Below are 17,632 nucleotides of genomic sequence, written 5' to 3' on the forward strand. Positions count from 1 at the left end.
TGCGAAGCAGGCAGCGCAACAGACCAACCTATAGGGGGTCAATTTTGGACGCCGATCCCCCGGCTTAGGGGGTCAATATTGCAGGCCGAATGACAGCCGGTGATCGCGCCAAAGGCAGACAGGTCGGAGACGCAAACGGCGGCGTCCACGTGCGGCCATTGCTCAATGAGTTGGACGATGGCCTCGCCGCCCTGTTGCATAGAGATTGGCGGATTGCCGAACGAGATCGTGCGCCCGACCGGCAGGCCGAGTTCCTCGATGGCCCGCTTGTAGCCGAGCCGGCGATCGGCGCCGCGCGTGTCGCGCCTGCTGGCGCCGCCGATGAAGGCAATGTTGCGGTAGCCCTTCTGGTACAGCCGGTGCACGAGCGCGCGCGATGCTTCGGCGTTGGAGAAGCCCACGACGTGGTCGATCGGATCGGCAGGCAAATCCCAGGTCTCGACCACCGGAATGCCAGAGGATTGCAGCATTCGCCGCGCCTTCGGCGTATGCCGGCCGTCGGTGACGATGATCCCGTCGGGCCGGCGCGTCAGCATTGCCCGCACGAGCTGCTCTTCCTTGTCGATATCGTAGTCGGTGTAGCCGAGAAGCATTTGAAGCCCCTGACCCTCGATCGCCTCCGTGATGCCGCGCGCAGTGTCCGAAAAATTGGAGTTGTTGATGGAGGGGATCAGGGCCGCCACGAAGCCGGTCCGCTTCGAGGACAGTGCGCCCGCAGACAGGTCGAGCACATATCCGAGCTCTTCGACAGCGGCGAGGATTCGTTGCCGCGTCTCCTGGGAGACGGCACCATCGCTCTTCAATGCACGCGAGACGGTCATGGCGGAAACACCCGCCCGCGCGGCCACCTCAGCCATGGTTGCTGGCCGCTTGGGCACCCTTCTGGCCGTCGTCCGAGTTCGTTTCATTTCAACGCGATGTTTGCCTGGGGGTGTGGAGACTGCCTCTTTGCCATGGGATTTGGGCAGCCGACGCTCGCGACAGCGAGCGACCTAACTTACGGTATCGATAACAATTTGCCGGGGCAATTATTTTTGACGACTCTTACCGACCTTAGTCCTGCTTTGCTGTATTTTGCTCAAATTGACCGATGATGGATTGGAGCGAAGTTACGATCCAGACATCGGTGAGGGGAGCGCTGCTGTCCACGCGTCACGATGGGCGCCGAGGCGCTCGATTGAGACCGAATCGACGGGAGTCGGGACCGCGATGGGGTACGAGGGTGGCCAATGCGCAATCATTGCGGCACCGCGCGCTGTGCCTGCAGTGTCCCGCGCCGCAAAGACGCGCTGGGTCGGTCGTAACGCGCCGAGCGTCTGACAGAAAGGAAGATTGCCGGCGAAAGTCCCTTCCACAATGAGATCGCCGGTGGTCGCTCCCAAGCGCGTTAGCATCAGATCGCTGACCAGCGCGCAATAGAGCGTTGCAAGCGCCGCCCGATCGCGCGTTGCGACGTCGCCGCGGATGACTCCCCTGGACATCGCATAAGGTCCGCCCTGGCCGGAGAAGCAGGGGAGGGCCATCGCGCCCGAAGCGATGACCCGCTCGATCGCGTCAAGGTCAGGATTGCCGCCGCCGCCCGCGATGGCGGCGTATTCGCGACCGCCCATGAAGCGTCCGCAGGCGATAGGTCGGCCCAGCGCGTCGACGTTGGCGAGCGTGTCGTCGCGAGGATCGAGCTGATCAAGCGAAAGGCCCACGCACATCAAGATAACCCAGGTGCCGGTCGACAAAACCGTGAACGGCGCCTGGCGCGAGACGAGGTAGGGCAGAAGTGAAGCGTTGGAATCGTGGATACCGCAGAAGACCTGCGTTTCAGGCGCAAGCCCGATCAGGGCGGCGATTTCAGGCTGAATCGGGCCGAGCGGATCGAAGGCGCGGCGCAGTGGCGGCAGCAAGTGGTCGACGCCGAGGGCTTTGACAAGGCTTGAGGGCTGTCCCCGCCTTGGCGCCCAGAGATCAGCATGGGCCCCGAGCGTGGTGACTTCGGAGGCCGCGACGCCGGTCAGGCGCCAGGCCCAGTATTGCGGATAGCCGACAAAATGCTTCGCGTCGGCGAACAGGTCGGGACAGCGCCATTTCTGATAGGCGAGTTGCCGACCGAGGTTGAGGCCGCCGGGCAATTTGGGCGACATGCTCTCCGCAAAGGGCGGCCGCAGCGCGGCGTAGTCGGGTTCGACCACCTCCACGCCGGTGAATTCGTAATCCATGACCGGAGCGGCGAGGTCGCTCTCGCCGATCAACGCGCCGGCTGCGCCATGCGCGGTCGGAACGATCGCGCTGATCTGATGCGCGCGTGCGGCCTCACGGAGCGCATCGAGAAAGAAGGTCCACGCGCTCTCAACATCTTCGTGCGGATAGGGTGGGCCCGGCAGGACGCGGTTAGGCGCCGACTTTTCCCAGAGAAGTCGGCCGTCGTCGAACAGGGCAAGCTTTACGTTTGTCTTGCCGATGTCGAGCACTGCAACCGTCTGGCTCATCGTCAGCTACATCTCAACAAGCAACGTCACGAGTGTCATGGCGGGCTTGTCATGGCCATGACGATGAAGGCCTGAAGTGTGTGCCCGGCCGCGTTCTGCGGCCGGGCGACGAGTCCGGATCAGAAGTCGAAATCCTTGATGTTCTGCTTCGTGAAGATGAAGGGCGACCCGAGCAGTACTTCACTGCCATTGACCACGTTTAGCTTGCCGAGTTTGCCAGCCTCGACCGACGTCGCGCCGGGCTTCAGGCTGCCATCGACGACGGCACGCATCACGTAGGTCGCGGCATAGCCGAGATCGACCGGGTTCCACAGCACGACCGACTTGACGCAGTCGGCATTGACATATGGTTTCATCGCGTTGGGCGTGGCGAGGCCGACCACCGCCACCTTGCCGCAGAGCTTGGCCTTGGTCACGGCTTCCGCCGAAGCAGGCGTCGCGACCGAGGTCATGCCGAACAGGCCAGCGAGCTTGTCGCCGTGCTTGTTGATCAGCGTCGTCGCCTGGTTGAAGGACAAATTGTTGTCCTCCTGCGCCTCGACTGTCTCGAGCCATTTCAGCTTGGGATGACACTTCTGCGCGTAGGCCCACATTTCGGCGATCCAGCGCGCCTGGTTCGGCGTCGTGAAGGTCGAGGTGACGATCGCAAAGCTCTTGTCCTCGCCGGCCTCCTTGGCCATCGAGTCGATCATCGCCTTGGCGATGCCGTTGAACTCGGCCTGGTTGACGAACCATTCGCGCGCATCCGGTGTCGAGTTGGCGTCATAGCCGACGACATGGATGCCCTTCGACAGCGCCTTCTTCAGCACCGGCGCGATCGCCACCGGATCGTTGGCGGCGAAGAGAATGCCGTCGACGCCGCTGGTAATGTAATTGTCGATGAACTTGATCTGCTCGTCGATCTTGGCTTCGGTCGGGCCGTCGGTCTTCACCGTGACATTGCCGAGCGCCTTTGCGGCGTCCTGCATTCCTTTCGACGTTGCATTGAAATAACCGATGCCGATCAGCTTCGGTACGTCGACGAGCGTGATCGGTTTGCCGGCCTTGTCGGCCGCATTGGTCGGTCGGCCGCCGTCATAAGGCTTGGCCGCGGGCGCGGCGTTGGCCTCGCCAGCCGAACAGGCAAGCGGATTGACCGGCAGGTCGTCCGCACCGTCCCATCTCTTGTCCGCCGCCGAGGCCGTTCCGGCCAAGAGCGTCGCGCTGAGAAACGCAAAGGCTAATCCGAGCTTCATCTTGTCCTCCCATTTTAAGCCGCTGTTTTCGCGGTCAGACACTCCATCAAACGCCGTCGCGGCGTCGTTGGAGCGAACTCGCCACAAGTGTTGAAAGGATGAGCACCGCGCCGATGACCACGATCGTCGCGTCACCCTTGACGCCGGTCAGGGCCAGCCCGTTTTTCAGGAGCTGGATCATCGCCAGGCCGACCACCGTGCCCCAGATCGTGCCGACGCCTCCGAATATGCTGGTGCCACCGAGCACCACGGCCGCGATCACGTCGAGCTCATAGCCGATCCCCATGTCCGAGCGAGTCGTGGTCACGCGCGAGACGAGAACGCAGGCCGAGAGGCCGGCCATCAACCCCGACAGCGTGTAGATGATCAGCTTTGCGCGATCGACCGGCAAACCGGAAAAGCGCGCGGCGGTCTCGTTGTTGCCCATCGCATAGAGTGTCCGGCCGAAGGTGGTGCGGTCAAGAACGACGGCCGAAATCACGATCGCGATCAGCAAGAGCCAGAGTTGCGCCGGCACGCCGAAGAGGTTTTCCTGTCCGATGAAGTAGAACCATTCCGGATAGCCGCGAACCGAACGTGCCTGGCTGATTCCCTCGGCGAGGCCGCGATAGAGTGCGAGCGTCGCGATGGTCATGATCAGTGGCGGTACTTTCACCCTGGTGATGACGATGCCGTTGACAAAGCCTGCCGCGGCACCGACGAGCAGAGAGAAGCAGATTGCCAGCGGCAGAGGAAAACCGAAACTCTTCCAGGAATAGCCCAGCAGGATCGCGCAGAGCCCGACGATCGAGCCGACCGAGAGATCGATGCCGCCGGTAATGATGATGAAAGTCATCGGCAGCGCGATCAGCCCGACCTCCGTCGTCAGCCTGCCTTGATTGAGCAAATTGTCGATCGTGAGGAAGCGATTGTTCAAGGCGCCGAGCACGATAAGCGCAACGAGAAGGATCGCTGCGAGCATGGTCTCGTGACGCAGCAGCCACCAGGGCATGACGCGCTTGGCGGTTTGGGGAAGAGGGATTTCGCTCATCGCGCTCATGCTCCGGCCATGCGACGGCGCCGCAGAATGTCGGCGATCACGGTCACGAGGATGAGCATGCCCTGGACGGCGCGGATCCAGTAGGGCGAGACGTCGATGAAGACCAGCGCGCTGGCGATCTCGGCGATCAGTACGGCGGCAAGCGTCGAGCCGACCACCGTGCCGACGCCGCCAAGGATGCTGACGCCTCCGACGACCGACGCGGTGATGATCGTCAGCTCGAGATTGGGCGGCACGGTCGACTGGATGACGCGGAGCTGCGTCGCATAGAGCAGGGCGGCTGCTCCGGCGAAGAAGCCGTGCAGCGCGAAGACCATTACAATCGTGCGCGGCTGCGAAATGCCGCAGATGCGCGCCGCTTCGGCGTTGCCGCCGACGGCGTAGATGGCGCGGCCCGAGGCCGAATAGCGCATCCACAACGCTGCCAGGATCGTCACCAGGATCATGAGGAAAACCGGAAACGGCAGCACACCGAAGAGTTCGATATCGGCCAGGTGAAAATTGTCGGGCAGGTCGGTGATCCATTTGCCCCCAGTGGCGCTGATCAGGCCACCTTTGAGGATCGACAGCATGCCGAGCGTAACCACGATTGCCGGAATGCGCAGATAGGCGATGATGGCGCCCTGCAAGGCCATCACCAGGACGCCGGCAACAAGCGCTGCCAACCAGGCGACCACGATCGGTGCACCGTTCACGGCCAGATTGCCGCTGATCGTCGCCAGGACACCGATCAGCGCGCCAACGGAAATATCGATGTTGCCGGAAACGATGACCATCGACATGCCGACTGCCGCGACTGCGATATAGGCGTTGCCGAGCAGCACGTCGGAAAGATTGCGCGCCGCCAGAAAGCGCGGATTGTAAAGACCGACGGCGATGGCGAGACCGATCACCGCGATCGCGAGCAAAGCCTCCTGCGAGGCAAGCACCTTCAACCGCCGCCGCGGGTCAGCCTCGGCGCCGGCCAAGGTCGCTGCCGTCATGCGACTTTCTCCGAGTTGTCATGGCTGCTGCCCATCATCGCTGCGCCGATCGACTCCTGGGTTGCCTTTTCGCGCGAGAATTCGGCAACGATACGACCTTCGCGCATCACGAGGACGCGGTCGCTCATGCCGAGCACCTCTGGCAGCTCGCTCGAAATCATCAGGATGGCGAGCCCCTGCGCCGCGAGCTCGCCCATCAGCCGATGAATCTCCGCCTTGGCGCCCACATCGATGCCGCGCGTCGGCTCGTCGAGGATCAATAGCTTCGGCCCGTTGGCGAGCCATTTGCCGAGCACGATCTTCTGTTGATTGCCGCCGGAGAGCTTGCCGGCGATCTGCTCGAGCGAGCTGGTCTTGACCGCAAAGCGCCTTACGCCGTCGCTGGCCAGCTTGCGCTCGGCGCCACGATCGATGAAGCCGCCGAATGCGACCTTGCCAAGCGCGGCGAGGCTGAAATTCTCGCGCACCGTCATCGGTCGTACCAGGCCTTGCGTGCCACGATCTTCGGGAACATAGGCGACGGCCAAAGACCGTGCCTGCGCCGGCGAGCGGATGTCGACCTTCTGTCCGGAGATCCGGATTTCGCCGCTATCGGCCGGTGTGACGCCGAACACGGTTTGCGCCAGTTCGCTGCGCCCCGAGCCGACGAGGCCGGCAAGGCCGACGATCTCGCCGGCGCGCACCGTGAGCGAGACGTTCTTCGTCAGCGGCCGTCGTTCGAGGTTCTTCACCTCCAGCACCGGCTTGCCGATCGGAACCGTGATCTTCGGGAACAAGCTTTCGATCTTGCGGCCGACCATCAATTGCACGAGCTCTGCCGCATCCGTCTCGGCGATGCACTTGGTCGCGACATGTGCGCCGTCGCGCAGCACGGTGACACGATCGGCGATCGCGAAAATCTCATCGAGCCGGTGGCTGATATAGATCACGGCGACCCCGCGGGCTTTCAGCTTGCGCACGATGTCGAACAGCCGCGTCACGTCGTACTCGGTCAGGGCTGCGGTCGGCTCGTCCATAATTAGGATGCGCGCGTCCTGCGACAGCGCGCGCAGGATTTCGACGCGCTGGCGATTGCCGACGCTGAGCGAGCCGACGATGCGGTCGGCCTCCAGGTCATGAATTTCGAGCGAAGCGAGCAGCGCATTCGTCCTCTCCCGCATCGCTCGCCAGTCGAGCCGGCGGAGGCCAGCGCGCGGCGCATGCCCCATGAAGACATTTTCGGCGACGGTGAGTTCCGGAAACAGCAGCAGCTCTTGATAGATCGTGGCGATGCCGGCGCGCCTCGCATCGTCCGGCCGCGCGAGATCGACCGGCTTGCCGTCGACGATCACTTCGCCGCGATCGGGCGGGAACACGCCGGAGACGATCTTGATCAGCGTCGACTTGCCTGCGCCGTTCTCGCCGAGCAAGGCGTGGACTTCTCCCCTGGCGGCGTCGAACGAGACGCCGGACAGCGCCCGAACGCCCGGAAAGGATTTTTCGATCGCACGTACCGTCAGAAGCGGCGTCGAGGAAATTTCACTGTGCGTGTCCGGTGTCATGGTCACGCCGCCGCATTGGTTTGAGTGCCTGCATCGACGACCACGACGCGGACACCGTTCCCGCGCAGCATCTCGAGTGCGTCGCCTGGCGCATCGGCATCGGTGATCAGCGTATCGATGCGCGAGAGCGGGCAGACGACAAGGCTGCCACGCGAGACGAATTTCGAGGAATCGGCGAGCACGATCAACTTGTCGGCACGCTTCAGCAGTTTCGACTCGGCGCGGGCGAGCAGGGGATCTCCTTCGATCACGCCGAGCGGTCCGATCGAGATCGCACTCATGAACATCCGCGTCGCCGAATAGTGCTGGATCGCATCCTCTTCAAAGGGCGAGACGATCATGCCCTGCTCACGATAGACCTCGCCGCCCGGCAGGGCGACGCGGCATTTCGACGTGTGGATCAGCGTGTCGGCGAGCAGGTAGGAATTGGTCAACACCTTCAGACGGCGCTCGCGCAGATACTCACCCATCTGATACGTGGTCGTGCCACCATTGATGATGATTGTCTCCCCGTCGGCGCAGAGGGCGACTGCCGCTTTGGCAATGACGCGCTTGGCGCCGATGTTGAGCGTCTGGCTGACGTCGAAGGAACGGGTGGCAAGGGAGAGAACGTCGCCCGGTGGGTTGGCGGTTTCCGGCAGGGCTTCGAGTCCGCCGTGCACCCTGATGGCGACCCGTTGCTCGGCGAGCCTGGCGAAATCGCGCCGTATCGAGGCCTCGGAGACGCCGGTCGCGCGGCATGCATCGGCGATGCGCACCAGCGATCGCTCACGCAAGAGTCCCTTGATGACTTGCCAGCGTTCCCGCTCGTGCACGTCGCCCTCCCGTTTGCCCGCAAATAGGTCACGCTCTCGACCAGTGGTCAACTGCAAACCGTCAAATTCGCTCGATATCGTGCTGCATCAATCATATTGCGTCGCGGTGTTGAGTGCCGGTGATTGACCTTGATTGAATCGGTGGCCTAAGCTGTCCGGAGATCAAGCACAGGGAGAATGCCTAATGAGCGAGGTCGCGGCCACGCCCCTGCCAAATCTCTGGGACGACGCGCTCGCCGCCGGGCTCGATGAAGCAGGTCAGTTGCTGTACCGCTCGAACCTGCTCGGCGCCGATCTGCGCATCACCAATTTCGGGGGCGGCAACACCTCGGCCAAAATCGAGATGAAAGACCCGCTGACGCGCGAGAACGTACGCGTGCTCTGGGTCAAGGGTTCAGGCGGCGACATCGGCTCGATGAAGCGCGACGGCTTTTCGACGCTGTACCTCGACAAGCTCGAGAGCCTGAAAGGCCTGTATCGCGGCCTCGCCCATGAGGACGAGATGGTCGCCTTGTTCAATCACTGCACTTTCGATCTCAATCCGCGCGCGACGTCGATCGATACGCCCCTGCACGCTTTCGTGCCACACAGGCATGTCGATCACGTCCATGCCGACGCGGTCATCGCCATCGCCGCTTCGGCAGATGCGGAGCGTCTGACCCGCGAGGTTTTCGGCGGCAAGATCGGTTTCCTGCCGTGGCAGCGCCCCGGCTTTGATCTTGGCCTGAAACTGGGCGAGATGGCCTCGCGTCATCCCGACCAAGTCGGCGTGGTCCTTGGTGGGCACGGTCTCTTCACCTGGGCCGAGACGTCGAAAGCCTGCTACGAGATGACGTTACGCGTGATTCAGCAGGCCGCCGATTGGCTTGCGGCGCATGAGGAGAAGCCGGCTTTCGGCGGTGCCAAGGTCCAAACGGCCTCGTCGGAAAAACGTTGGACGATCGCCGCCAGGCTCATGCCGCTGATCCGCGGCAAGATCTCGGCGGACGAGCGCAAGATCGGCCATTTCACCGATGCCCCGGAAGTGTTGGAGTTCGTCAACTCCAGCGCGCTGACGACGCTGGCGCCGCTCGGGACCTCCTGTCCGGATCACTTTCTGCGCACCAAGATCCGCCCTTTATTGCTGCCCTACGATTCCGTGCGCGACAATCTCGACGAGGTGATCGCAAACCTCGACGACGTTCTCGCCGCTTACCGGCGCGACTACGCGGCCTATTACGACCGCTGCAAACATCCGGACTCGCCGGCCATGCGCGATCCCAACGCGGTCGTGTATCTCGTTCCCGGAATCGGCATGTTCACTTTTGCCAAGGACAAGACGACGGCGCGCGTTGCGGCGGAGTTCTACGTCAACGCGATCAACGTCATGCGTGGCGCCTCGGGTGTTAGCACCTATGTCGGCCTCGCCGAGCAAGAGGCCTTCAATATCGAATACTGGCTGCTGGAAGAGGCCAAGCTCCAGCGCATGCCCAAGCCGAAATCGCTCGCCGGGCGGATCGCCTATGTGACTGGCGGTGCCGGCGGCATTGGCGGGGCGACCGCGCGGCGGCTGCTTGATGACGGCGCTTGCCTTGTCATCGCAGACATCGACGAGAAGGCGTTGAGCGAGCGCGTCGCGACGATTACGAAACGCCATGGCCGCGACGCGGCGATCGGCGTGAAGCTCGATGTGACCGACGAGGCGGCGGTGGTCGCCTCGTTCGAACAGGCGGCGCGCGCCTTTGGCGGCGTCGACATCGTTGTCTCGAATGCCGGGATCGCCTCGGCATCACCGGTCGAGGACACGAGTCTTGGACTTTGGCAAAAGAACATGGACATTCTCGCCACTGGCTATTTCCTCGTCTCGCGCGAGGCGTTCCGGCTGATGCAGCGTCAGAATATCGGCGGCGCCATCATCTTCGTTGCCTCGAAAAACGGTCTTGCCGCTTCAGCCGGCGCTTCGGCCTATTGCGCCGCGAAGGCGTCGGAGATCCATCTCGCCCGCTGCCTGGCGCTGGAGGGCGCGGCGCATGGCATCCGCGTCAACACGGTCAATCCTGACGCGGTGCTGCGTGGTTCGAAGATCTGGGAGGGCGAGTGGCGCCAGCAGCGGGCGGCGTCCAACAAGGTCACGGAAGACCAGCTCGAGGAAGTCTACCGCCAGCGCTCGATGTTGAAACTTTCGGTTTTCCCCGAGGATATTGCCGAGGGTATCTACTTCTTCGCGTCCGACCTTTCGGCCAAATCGACCGGCAACATCCTCAATGTCGACGCCGGCAACGCCCAGGCCTTCACGCGATGAGCACGCCGTTCTCGATCGGCGCGGATTTGATCGCCGAGCAGAACGCGCGGCTCGAAGACGCGACCGCTGAAGACTTCGACGCGCTGAAGCGTGCCCTGGCCCGGCATGGGATCGACGCGGAAGCCGTGGTGCAGAAGGTCATGGCCTTCGGCGTCGCCATTCCGACCTGGGGCGTCGGCACGGGAGGCACGCGATTTGCTCGCTTTCCCGGACCGGGCGAGCCGCGCAATGTCTTCGAGAAGATCGACGATTGCGCCGTGATCCAGCGATTGGCGCGGGCAACCCCGACCATCTCGCCGCACATTCCGTGGGACAAGGTCGACGACTTTGCCGCCTTGCGCGAACAGGCCGCGACGCACGGCCTTGCCTTCGACGCGGTCAATTCCAACACGTTCCAGGATCAGCCGGGGCAGGAGCTTTCATACAAGTTTGGTTCGCTGTCGCATACCGATGCGCGCGTGCGCGCTCAGGCGGTCGCACACAACATCGAATGCATCGAGATTGGCCGCAAGCTCGGCTCGAAAGCGTTGACCGTCTGGATCGCCGACGGCTCGAACTTTGCCGGGCAATCGAATCTGACCAAGGCGCTCGATCGCTATATTGACGCGATGCGCGAGATCGTCACGGTGCTCCCTGCTGATTGGCGGATATTCCTCGAGCACAAGCTTTACGAGCCGGCATTCTACTCGACCGTGATTTCGGATTGGGGTACGAGTTTCGCCGTTGCGCAGGAACTCGGCCGCAAGGCGTATTGCCTCGTCGATCTCGGCCATCATGCGCCGAACGTGAATATCGAGCAGATCGTCGCAAGGCTCGTTCGCTTCGGGAAGCTCGCGGGCTTCCATTTCAACGATTCAAAATATGGCGACGATGATCTCGACAGCGGCTCGGTCGAGCCGTTCCGGCTGTTTCTCGTCTTCAACGAGCTGATCGACGCCGAGCGCCGCAAAGCGGACGGCTTCGCGCCCGCTTATATGATCGACCAGTCGCATAACGTGACCGATCCGATCGAGAGCCTGATGCAATCGGCGATCGAGTTGCAGCGCGCCTATGCACAGGCCCTCATTGTCGATCGCGCGGCGCTCGCAGAGGCGCAACAAGCCAATGACGCACTCGGCGCGCATCTCGAATTGAAACGCGCCTTCACGACCGACGTCTCGCCGCTTCTTGCCGTCGCCCGCCTGCGCGCCGGCGGCGCGATCGCGCCGATCTCAGCCTATCGCGCTTCCAATTATCGCGCGCAAAAGGCGAAGGAGCGTCCGGCCATCGCCGGGACGTCGGCGGGAATTGTCTAAACGATGCGGTAGCTCGTCGATCCGGACAGCGAGTGAGGACCATCCGGCTCGCATGTCCGGATCGAGTTCGGGTCCGCACCGGGTGAGGTCTGGTCAGGGGATCGCGTCGGCCAAGTTGCGCGTCGCACGATCGTGGCGGTCGGATCGATCGATAGCGACACCAGGCAATTCGCGACGACACGTGCTCGCAGCCGTCGACGACGCCTCCAAGCCTCGTCGAGATGGCCTGTCACAGCGGCTCGGCTTCGTCTTCCGCCTTCTTTTTGGCGCGCGCGGGCTCGTCGTATCCCTTACGGCGGCTGTGGTACATCAGAGCCGTCAGGCCGCAACCTGCAACCACCGCCAAAGTCATAGCCACGCCCAGAATAATATTGCCGTAGAGCGGCATTGACGGTGTGGCTTGCCAGACTGCCACGCTGTACCAAAATACGATGATGAGGAGCCCTGCGAGGGCGGCGATCAGGAGCCACTGAGTTTTGTTGCGCACCGTCTGCTCCAGAATCTGAGCCCGCATCCGCAGCCCGTCTGCGGAGGAAGGCATTCACGGCCATCTAAAACCATCGCCAGCCGCAAACACGGCGACCGCGATGCCACCAGCAAACCCATCGGCGCCGGCGCCGGCGCGGCGGAGGCCCCCAAGCGGGGCCCCATTGCGCTTCAGTTACGAAGTCGGGCCGTTTATCGGCAGGTCCGGGATTGGACGCGACCGGCATCGCCTCCGCACCCTCGATGAAATGAACGGCGATCGCGCTGATCGCGGCAGCGGCAACAGCCTTCTGAGCGAGACCAAGGAAATCACGACGGGTCGTAGCGTTCATTGTTGTGCTCCTCTTCGTGTGACAGGGTCGGCTCTCCGCACCGTTTGGAGCGCGTAGAGCAGCCAAGCCAGCCCGTGCGAAATCAGATCAACTCCAAGCAGGAATCCGAGCGCCCAGACGCTGATGGCTGGGAAGCCGAATACGATCAGGAAGCCGGCGAGGAGCCCGATAACGCCAGAAACTAGCATCAGCCAGCCACCCTGTTGCCAATGGGCAAAGCTCAGTACGCACCGGATGATGCCAGACGCCAACAGAACCGCGCCAAGGAGGGAGGTCAGAATGAGGGCACCGGCCGCCGGCTGCGTGAGCAGCAGCAACCCAAACGCAAGATAGAGCGCGCCGAGCAGGATCTGCCACAGGAATCCGCCCCATCCCTTTGTCCAGAAGGCGTGGATGATCTCGAATGCACCGGCAAGGATTGCGGTAAGCCCGATCAGCTTGACGCTGATGATCGTTGCGAACACGACGTCGCCCAGCGCCAGGATGCCGGCCGCGATCATCACGACGCCAAGGAGCGCGCATGTCCATCGGGAAGGAGGACTAAGGGTCTCTACGTGAGAGCTGCTGTCATAGGTGGCCACGCCATCCTCCCGCATTCCGGCGACCGATTCGGTCAGCGCCACGGAAACGCTAGTCGCGGCCGCGCAACGTTGACATCCGATGAAACCCTGAACGTGTCGGCGGGAATATTCGCGGTGTTCCGTAGCCTGCCGGAAGTGCTTCCCGGCGTCCTGGACGCGCGGGTCAACTGGTTCGCGCCGGAGCCGGTCGTGCCTTTATGCGCTCGCGCAGGCGCTGGAACGTCACATAGAGCATTGGCACCATGAAGATTCCGATCGAGCTTGCGCCGAGCATGCCGGCAAAGACGGCGGTTCCGACAGCCCTGCGGCTCAGTTCGGCGGCGCCGGTTGCGAGCACCAGCGGCAGGAGCCCGAGAATGAAGGCAACCGAGGTCATCATGACTGCGCGAAATCGCATATGCGCGCCTTGGAGCGCGGCTTCCGCAAGCTCCGTCCCGGCTTCACGTCGTTCCTTCGCGAACTCCACGATCAGGATGCCATTCTTGGCGGCCAGCGCGATCAGCACCACGAGGCCAATCTGGCCATACAGATCTAGATTGAGGCCGGCGATCTTAATGCCAATATAAGAGCCCAGCACGCCGACCACGACGGACAGCAGCACCGGGATCGGGATCACCGTGCTCTCGTAGAGCGCCACCAGGAACAGATAGGCGAACAGCACGGCGAGCGCGAGCACCACTCCGGTTTGTCCTGCTGCCTGTTGCTCCTGATAGGCGGTTCCGGTCCACTCGAAACTGTAGCCTGCAGGCAGCACGGCGTTGGATATCTCCGCCATCGCCGCGATCGCGGTGCCCGACGAGACGCCTGGCGCCGGGCTGCCATTCACGGTCACTGAGCGATAATTGTTGTAACGGGTAATGACCTGAGGCCCGGTTACGATCTTGATGCCGGCGAGCGACCGCATCGGAACCATCTGACCGGTGCTGTTACGCACATAGATGCGCCAGATATCGGAAAGGTCGGCGCGATCAAGCGCCTCGCCCTGCACGTTGACCTGCCAGGTGCGTCCATAGAGGTTGAAGTTGTTGACGTAGATGCCGCCTAGTGTCGCCTGAAGAGCGGCGAAGATATCGCTGATGGTCACGCCGAGCGCCTGCGCCTTGGGTCGATCGATGTCGAGATAGATCGATGGATTGGTCGCGGTGAAGGTCGAGAACACGCGCGTCAGTCGTGGATCGGCATTGGCCGCTCCTATCAACGCGCCTGTGACACTGGAGATCGCAGCGGGGCTCTGTCCTTCCAGCGCCTGAAGCTGGTATTCGAACCCGCCTGAGGTTGAGAGTCCGATGATCGGCGGCATGTTGAACGGCAGCACGTTGGCCTGCCGGATTTGCGCGCCGGCTGCGTAAGTCTGCCGGATCAAAGCCTGCACTGAATCCGCGGCTGCCTTGCGGTCGGCGAACGGCTTGAGGCGCGTCACGACCAGCGCGCTGTTTGGTTCGGACGCCCCGTCGAGCAGGGAGAAGCCGATAATGGCGAGAACATGGTCGACTGCCGGCATCTGCTTCAGGACGTCCTCGATCTGTCTGGTGACCTCGCTGGTCCGCGCCACCGACGCACCGTCCGGCAGCTGTACCGAGGTGAAGAAGGCACCCTGGTCTTCCTCGGGAAGGAATCCTGTCGGCGTCAGGTGCGACATCCCGAAAATACCGGCTGCGAACACGGCGACCAGTAAAAGCGAGAGACTGGCCATGCGCAGCAGCCGCCGTACGCCGCCGCTATAGCGGTCGCGGATCCAGTCGATGCCGCCAAGAACGCGCCCGATCATGCCGCGCCGGGGGCCGGTATGCCGCAGGAATAGCGCGCACAAAGCGGGCGACAAAGTCAACGCATTCAACGCCGAGATCATCATGGCGGCGCTGATCGTCACCGCAAATTGCCGAAATAACGTCCCGGAGATGCCGGGAATGAAGGCGATCGGAACAAAGACGGAGAGCAGCACCAGCGTGATTGCGATAATCGGCGCCGTAATCTGCGCCATGGCCTTCTTGCTCGCGTCGGCCGGCGAAAGATCCGGTTCTTCTTCCATCACGCGTTCGACGTTTTCAACGACGACGATGGCGTCATCCACGACGATGCCGATGGCGAGTACCATCGCGAGCAGCGACACCGTATTCGCGGAATATCCGAGCATCAGCAGCACGGCGAAGGTGCCGACCAGGCTCACCGGTACGGCAACGGCCGGTATCACCGTGGCGCGAAGGTTGCCGAGGAACAGATAAACCACGATCACGACAAGAACGAAGGCCTCGCCCAGCGTCCGCAGTACTTCCGAGATCGTATCTCGTACAAAGCTGGTGGAATCGTACTGCACGAGGTAGCTCAACCCCGTCGGGAATCGCTTGGAAAGCCGCTGCATCGTGGCCGCGACGGCCTGCGCGGTCGTTACGGCATTGGCGCCCGGCGCCAGATAGATCGCGAGAGGCACCGCTGCCCGCCCGTCGATCCTCGCTTCGCTGTCGAGATTCTGCGCGCCCATCTCGACCCGGGCGACGTCCTTGACGAGCAGCGTCGAGCCGTCCGGGTTGGCGCGCAGCACGATATTGGCGAACTGGTCCACTGTCGCGAGCCTCCCCAAGGTCTGCACGTTGAACTGGAATTGCTGGTCGTCGCTGATGGGACGCGCGCCGATGCGGCCAACGGGGGCCTGGACGCTCTGCGTTCGAATTGCCGCGATCACGTCCGAGGGCGTGAGATTGAGGCTGGTCAGCCGCTGTGTATCGAACCAAATCCGCATCGAGTAGTTCATCTTAGCGAACAGGTGAGCCTGGCCGACACCGGGCGTGCTGGAGATCGCGTCGAGCACGTTAATGATGGCGTAATTGGTGATGAACAGCGGGTCCTGCTGGCCGTCAGCGCTGTAGAGCACCAGGAATTGCAGGATCGCCGACGATTTCTTTTGCACCGTCACGCCCTGCTGCTGCACTTCTGTAGGCAATTGCGACAGCGCGCTCTGCACCCGATTGTTGACATTGACGGTGTTGATATCGGGATCGGTGCCGAGCGCAAACGACACCGTCAGGGTGTAGCTTCCGTCGTTGCTACTGGTTGATTTCATGTAGAGCGCACGATCTACGCCGATCACTTGCGCTTCGAGCGGTTGGGCGACGCTGGTCTCCACGACCTCGGCAGACGCGCCGGGAAAGGTTCCAGCAACCGTGACCTGCGGCGGTACGATGTCCGGAAACTGCGCCACCGGGATCCGCGTCAGCGCGAGCGCGCCTGCGATGGTGATGATGAAGGCGACGACCATCGCAAGTCGAGGGCGATCGATGAAGACGGCGGACATCATGGCTTTTTGTCCTCCGGGCTCGAACCGGTCGAACCGCCATGGTCGGGCTGCGAGGGCGCGTCGCTTGCGCCGGCCTTCATACTCGACAGGATCAGCGCGCTGGCCGGACCCGGTGACACCACCTGACCCGGACGTATCCTTTGCAGGCCTTCCACGATGACTTTGTCGCCGGCGGCGAGGCCACTGATAACGGAGGCAATGGTGGGCGTCGATTGGCCAAGCTGGATACGGCGTTGTTCGGCTTTATCGTCGGTGCCAACGGTGAGGACGTAGTCGCCCTGCTGGTCGGACAGCACCGCCGAACGCGGGACCGCCAACACCTCGATGGGCTGGATGCCTTCCAGCACGACCGTGACGAATTCGCCGTCGGTCAGTTCATGAACGGTCACGCCGGCGGCGGATGGCGCGCGCAGGATCGGGTTAGCGATTGCGCCGCGTACCGTGATCGTGTCGGTATTCTGGGCGATCGTGTTGTCGACAAAATTCAACTTGCCGGACTTGCCATACATGCGGCCATTGGGCAGCCGCAGCCGGATCATCACGGCTTCCAGCCCCCCTTGCGGCCCATAACGTTCGCGCAGTTCGAGGGCTTGGCGCAGCGGCACCGGGAAGGTGACGTACATCGGGTCCTGGCTGACGATCGTGGTCAGTACGCCCGAGCTTGGACCGACGACATTGCCCTCAGTCACGGCCGTACGCCCGACCTTCCCGTCGATCGGCGCGCTGATCATGGTGTAGTCGAGATTGATCTGGGACGCATCGACTTGTGCCTGGGCAGCCTGAACCTGGGCTTCAAGGCTGCGTTGGTTGGCGATCGCCGCGTCATAGGTCGATTGCTGACCGGCTGGCCCACTAAGCAGCGTACGCGCGCGCTCGGCCGTCAGCTTGGCGTTCTCGAGCGTCGCCTGGAGCTGGGTCACCTGCGCCTGCTTCGACGCGAGATCGGCCTCGAACGGGCCGCGCTCGAGTCGGTAAAGCGGGGCGCCCTTCTTGAGCTCGGCACCGTCGACGAACAGCCTCTCCTCCAGAAACGCGGTGACGCGAGCCACGACGTTGACGCGATTGACCGCCTCGATCCGGCCAAGAAATTCACTGCTTTCGGTGATCGGTCGCTTGATCGCTTCGACGACGCCGACAGCAGGTGGGCCGACGGGGGCTGCCTGTGTCCAGCCTGTACCGCCCGCGATGAGTGTCAGCACACTCGCCGCCAGCATCCCGATCGAGATTTTCGCAAGGTTCATTGTGCGCTCCTTGCTCTCGGGCTTGGGACTA

13 protein-coding genes and 1 pseudogene are annotated in these 17,632 nt (G+C 62.9%); 2 read left to right on the forward strand and 12 right to left on the reverse strand.

Translation table 11 applies throughout. From position 1 onward, the window contains the following. Positions 1-89 precede the first annotated feature (89 nt). From ABIA96_RS19270 to ABIA96_RS19300, 7 genes and pseudogenes are all read right to left on the reverse strand, one after another. Positions 90-857, reverse strand: a pseudogene (locus ABIA96_RS19270) (LacI family DNA-binding transcriptional regulator); the annotation flags it as partial. 252 nt (positions 858-1,109) lie between these two features. Further along, positions 1,110-2,480 (reverse strand): FGGY-family carbohydrate kinase, encoded by a 1,371-nt coding sequence (locus ABIA96_RS19275; RefSeq protein ID WP_354138628.1) that lies wholly within the window; start codon positions 2,478-2,480, stop codon positions 1,110-1,112. Between the two features lie 119 nt (positions 2,481-2,599). After that, entirely contained in the window at positions 2,600-3,715 is a 1,116-nt protein-coding gene (locus ABIA96_RS19280) for an autoinducer 2 ABC transporter substrate-binding protein (RefSeq protein ID WP_354138629.1), read from the reverse strand. A gap of 46 nt (positions 3,716-3,761) precedes the next feature. Next, the gene (locus ABIA96_RS19285; protein ID WP_354138630.1) at positions 3,762-4,754 is read right to left on the reverse strand and encodes an ABC transporter permease; all 993 of its coding nucleotides are present in this window, start codon (positions 4,752-4,754) and stop codon (positions 3,762-3,764) included. Then, a complete protein-coding gene (locus ABIA96_RS19290; protein ID WP_354138631.1) occupies positions 4,751-5,737 on the reverse strand; it encodes an ABC transporter permease in 987 nt (328 codons plus the stop codon). The genes ABIA96_RS19285 and ABIA96_RS19290 overlap by 4 nt, the downstream gene beginning before the upstream one ends. Then, on the reverse strand, positions 5,734-7,278 hold the full coding sequence (locus tag ABIA96_RS19295) for a sugar ABC transporter ATP-binding protein (protein WP_354138632.1): 1,545 nt from the start codon (positions 7,276-7,278) through the stop codon (positions 5,734-5,736). Before ABIA96_RS19295 ends, ABIA96_RS19290 begins: the two co-directional genes overlap by 4 nt. Positions 7,279-7,280: 2 nt before the next feature. Further along, positions 7,281-8,093, reverse strand: coding sequence for a DeoR/GlpR family DNA-binding transcription regulator (locus tag ABIA96_RS19300; RefSeq protein ID WP_354138633.1), 813 nt, complete (start codon positions 8,091-8,093; stop codon positions 7,281-7,283). A gap of 184 nt (positions 8,094-8,277) precedes the next feature. On the opposite strand from ABIA96_RS19300, the gene ABIA96_RS19305 reads away from it, so the two are divergent. Both ABIA96_RS19305 and rhaI read left to right on the forward strand, forming a co-directional pair. Continuing rightward, a complete protein-coding gene (locus ABIA96_RS19305) occupies positions 8,278-10,374 on the forward strand; it encodes a bifunctional rhamnulose-1-phosphate aldolase/short-chain dehydrogenase (protein ID WP_354138634.1) in 2,097 nt (698 codons plus the stop codon). Beyond that, positions 10,371-11,669 carry an L-rhamnose catabolism isomerase gene (rhaI, locus tag ABIA96_RS19310; protein ID WP_354138635.1) on the forward strand — a complete coding sequence of 433 codons (1,299 nt, stop codon included), beginning with the start codon at positions 10,371-10,373 and terminating at the stop codon, positions 11,667-11,669. The genes ABIA96_RS19305 and rhaI overlap by 4 nt, the downstream gene beginning before the upstream one ends. A 229-nt stretch (positions 11,670-11,898) precedes the next feature. Here the strand turns inward: rhaI and ABIA96_RS19315 are convergent, their stop codons facing one another. From ABIA96_RS19315 to ABIA96_RS19335, 5 genes are all read right to left on the reverse strand, one after another. Continuing rightward, positions 11,899-12,156, reverse strand: coding sequence for a hypothetical protein (locus ABIA96_RS19315; protein WP_354138636.1), 258 nt, complete (start codon positions 12,154-12,156; stop codon positions 11,899-11,901). A 64-nt stretch (positions 12,157-12,220) separates the two neighbouring features. Continuing rightward, positions 12,221-12,487 (reverse strand): twin-arginine translocation signal domain-containing protein, encoded by a 267-nt coding sequence (locus tag ABIA96_RS19320; RefSeq protein ID WP_354138637.1) that lies wholly within the window; start codon positions 12,485-12,487, stop codon positions 12,221-12,223. Continuing rightward, positions 12,484-13,068, reverse strand: a complete 585-nt coding sequence (locus ABIA96_RS19325) for an HdeD family acid-resistance protein (protein WP_354138638.1) — start codon at positions 13,066-13,068, stop codon at positions 12,484-12,486. Before ABIA96_RS19325 ends, ABIA96_RS19320 begins: the two co-directional genes overlap by 4 nt. Before the next feature lie 163 nt (positions 13,069-13,231). After that, positions 13,232-16,360 carry an efflux RND transporter permease subunit gene (locus ABIA96_RS19330; protein WP_354138639.1) on the reverse strand — a complete coding sequence of 1,043 codons (3,129 nt, stop codon included), beginning with the start codon at positions 16,358-16,360 and terminating at the stop codon, positions 13,232-13,234. Further along, entirely contained in the window at positions 16,357-17,601 is a 1,245-nt protein-coding gene (locus ABIA96_RS19335) for an efflux RND transporter periplasmic adaptor subunit (protein ID WP_354138640.1), read from the reverse strand. Before ABIA96_RS19335 ends, ABIA96_RS19330 begins: the two co-directional genes overlap by 4 nt. Between the last annotated feature and the right edge of the window lie 31 nt (positions 17,602-17,632).

The sequence above is a fragment of the Bradyrhizobium sp. LB11.1 genome, from assembly GCF_040549385.1.
Classification (GTDB): Bacteria; Pseudomonadota; Alphaproteobacteria; order Rhizobiales; family Xanthobacteraceae; genus Bradyrhizobium.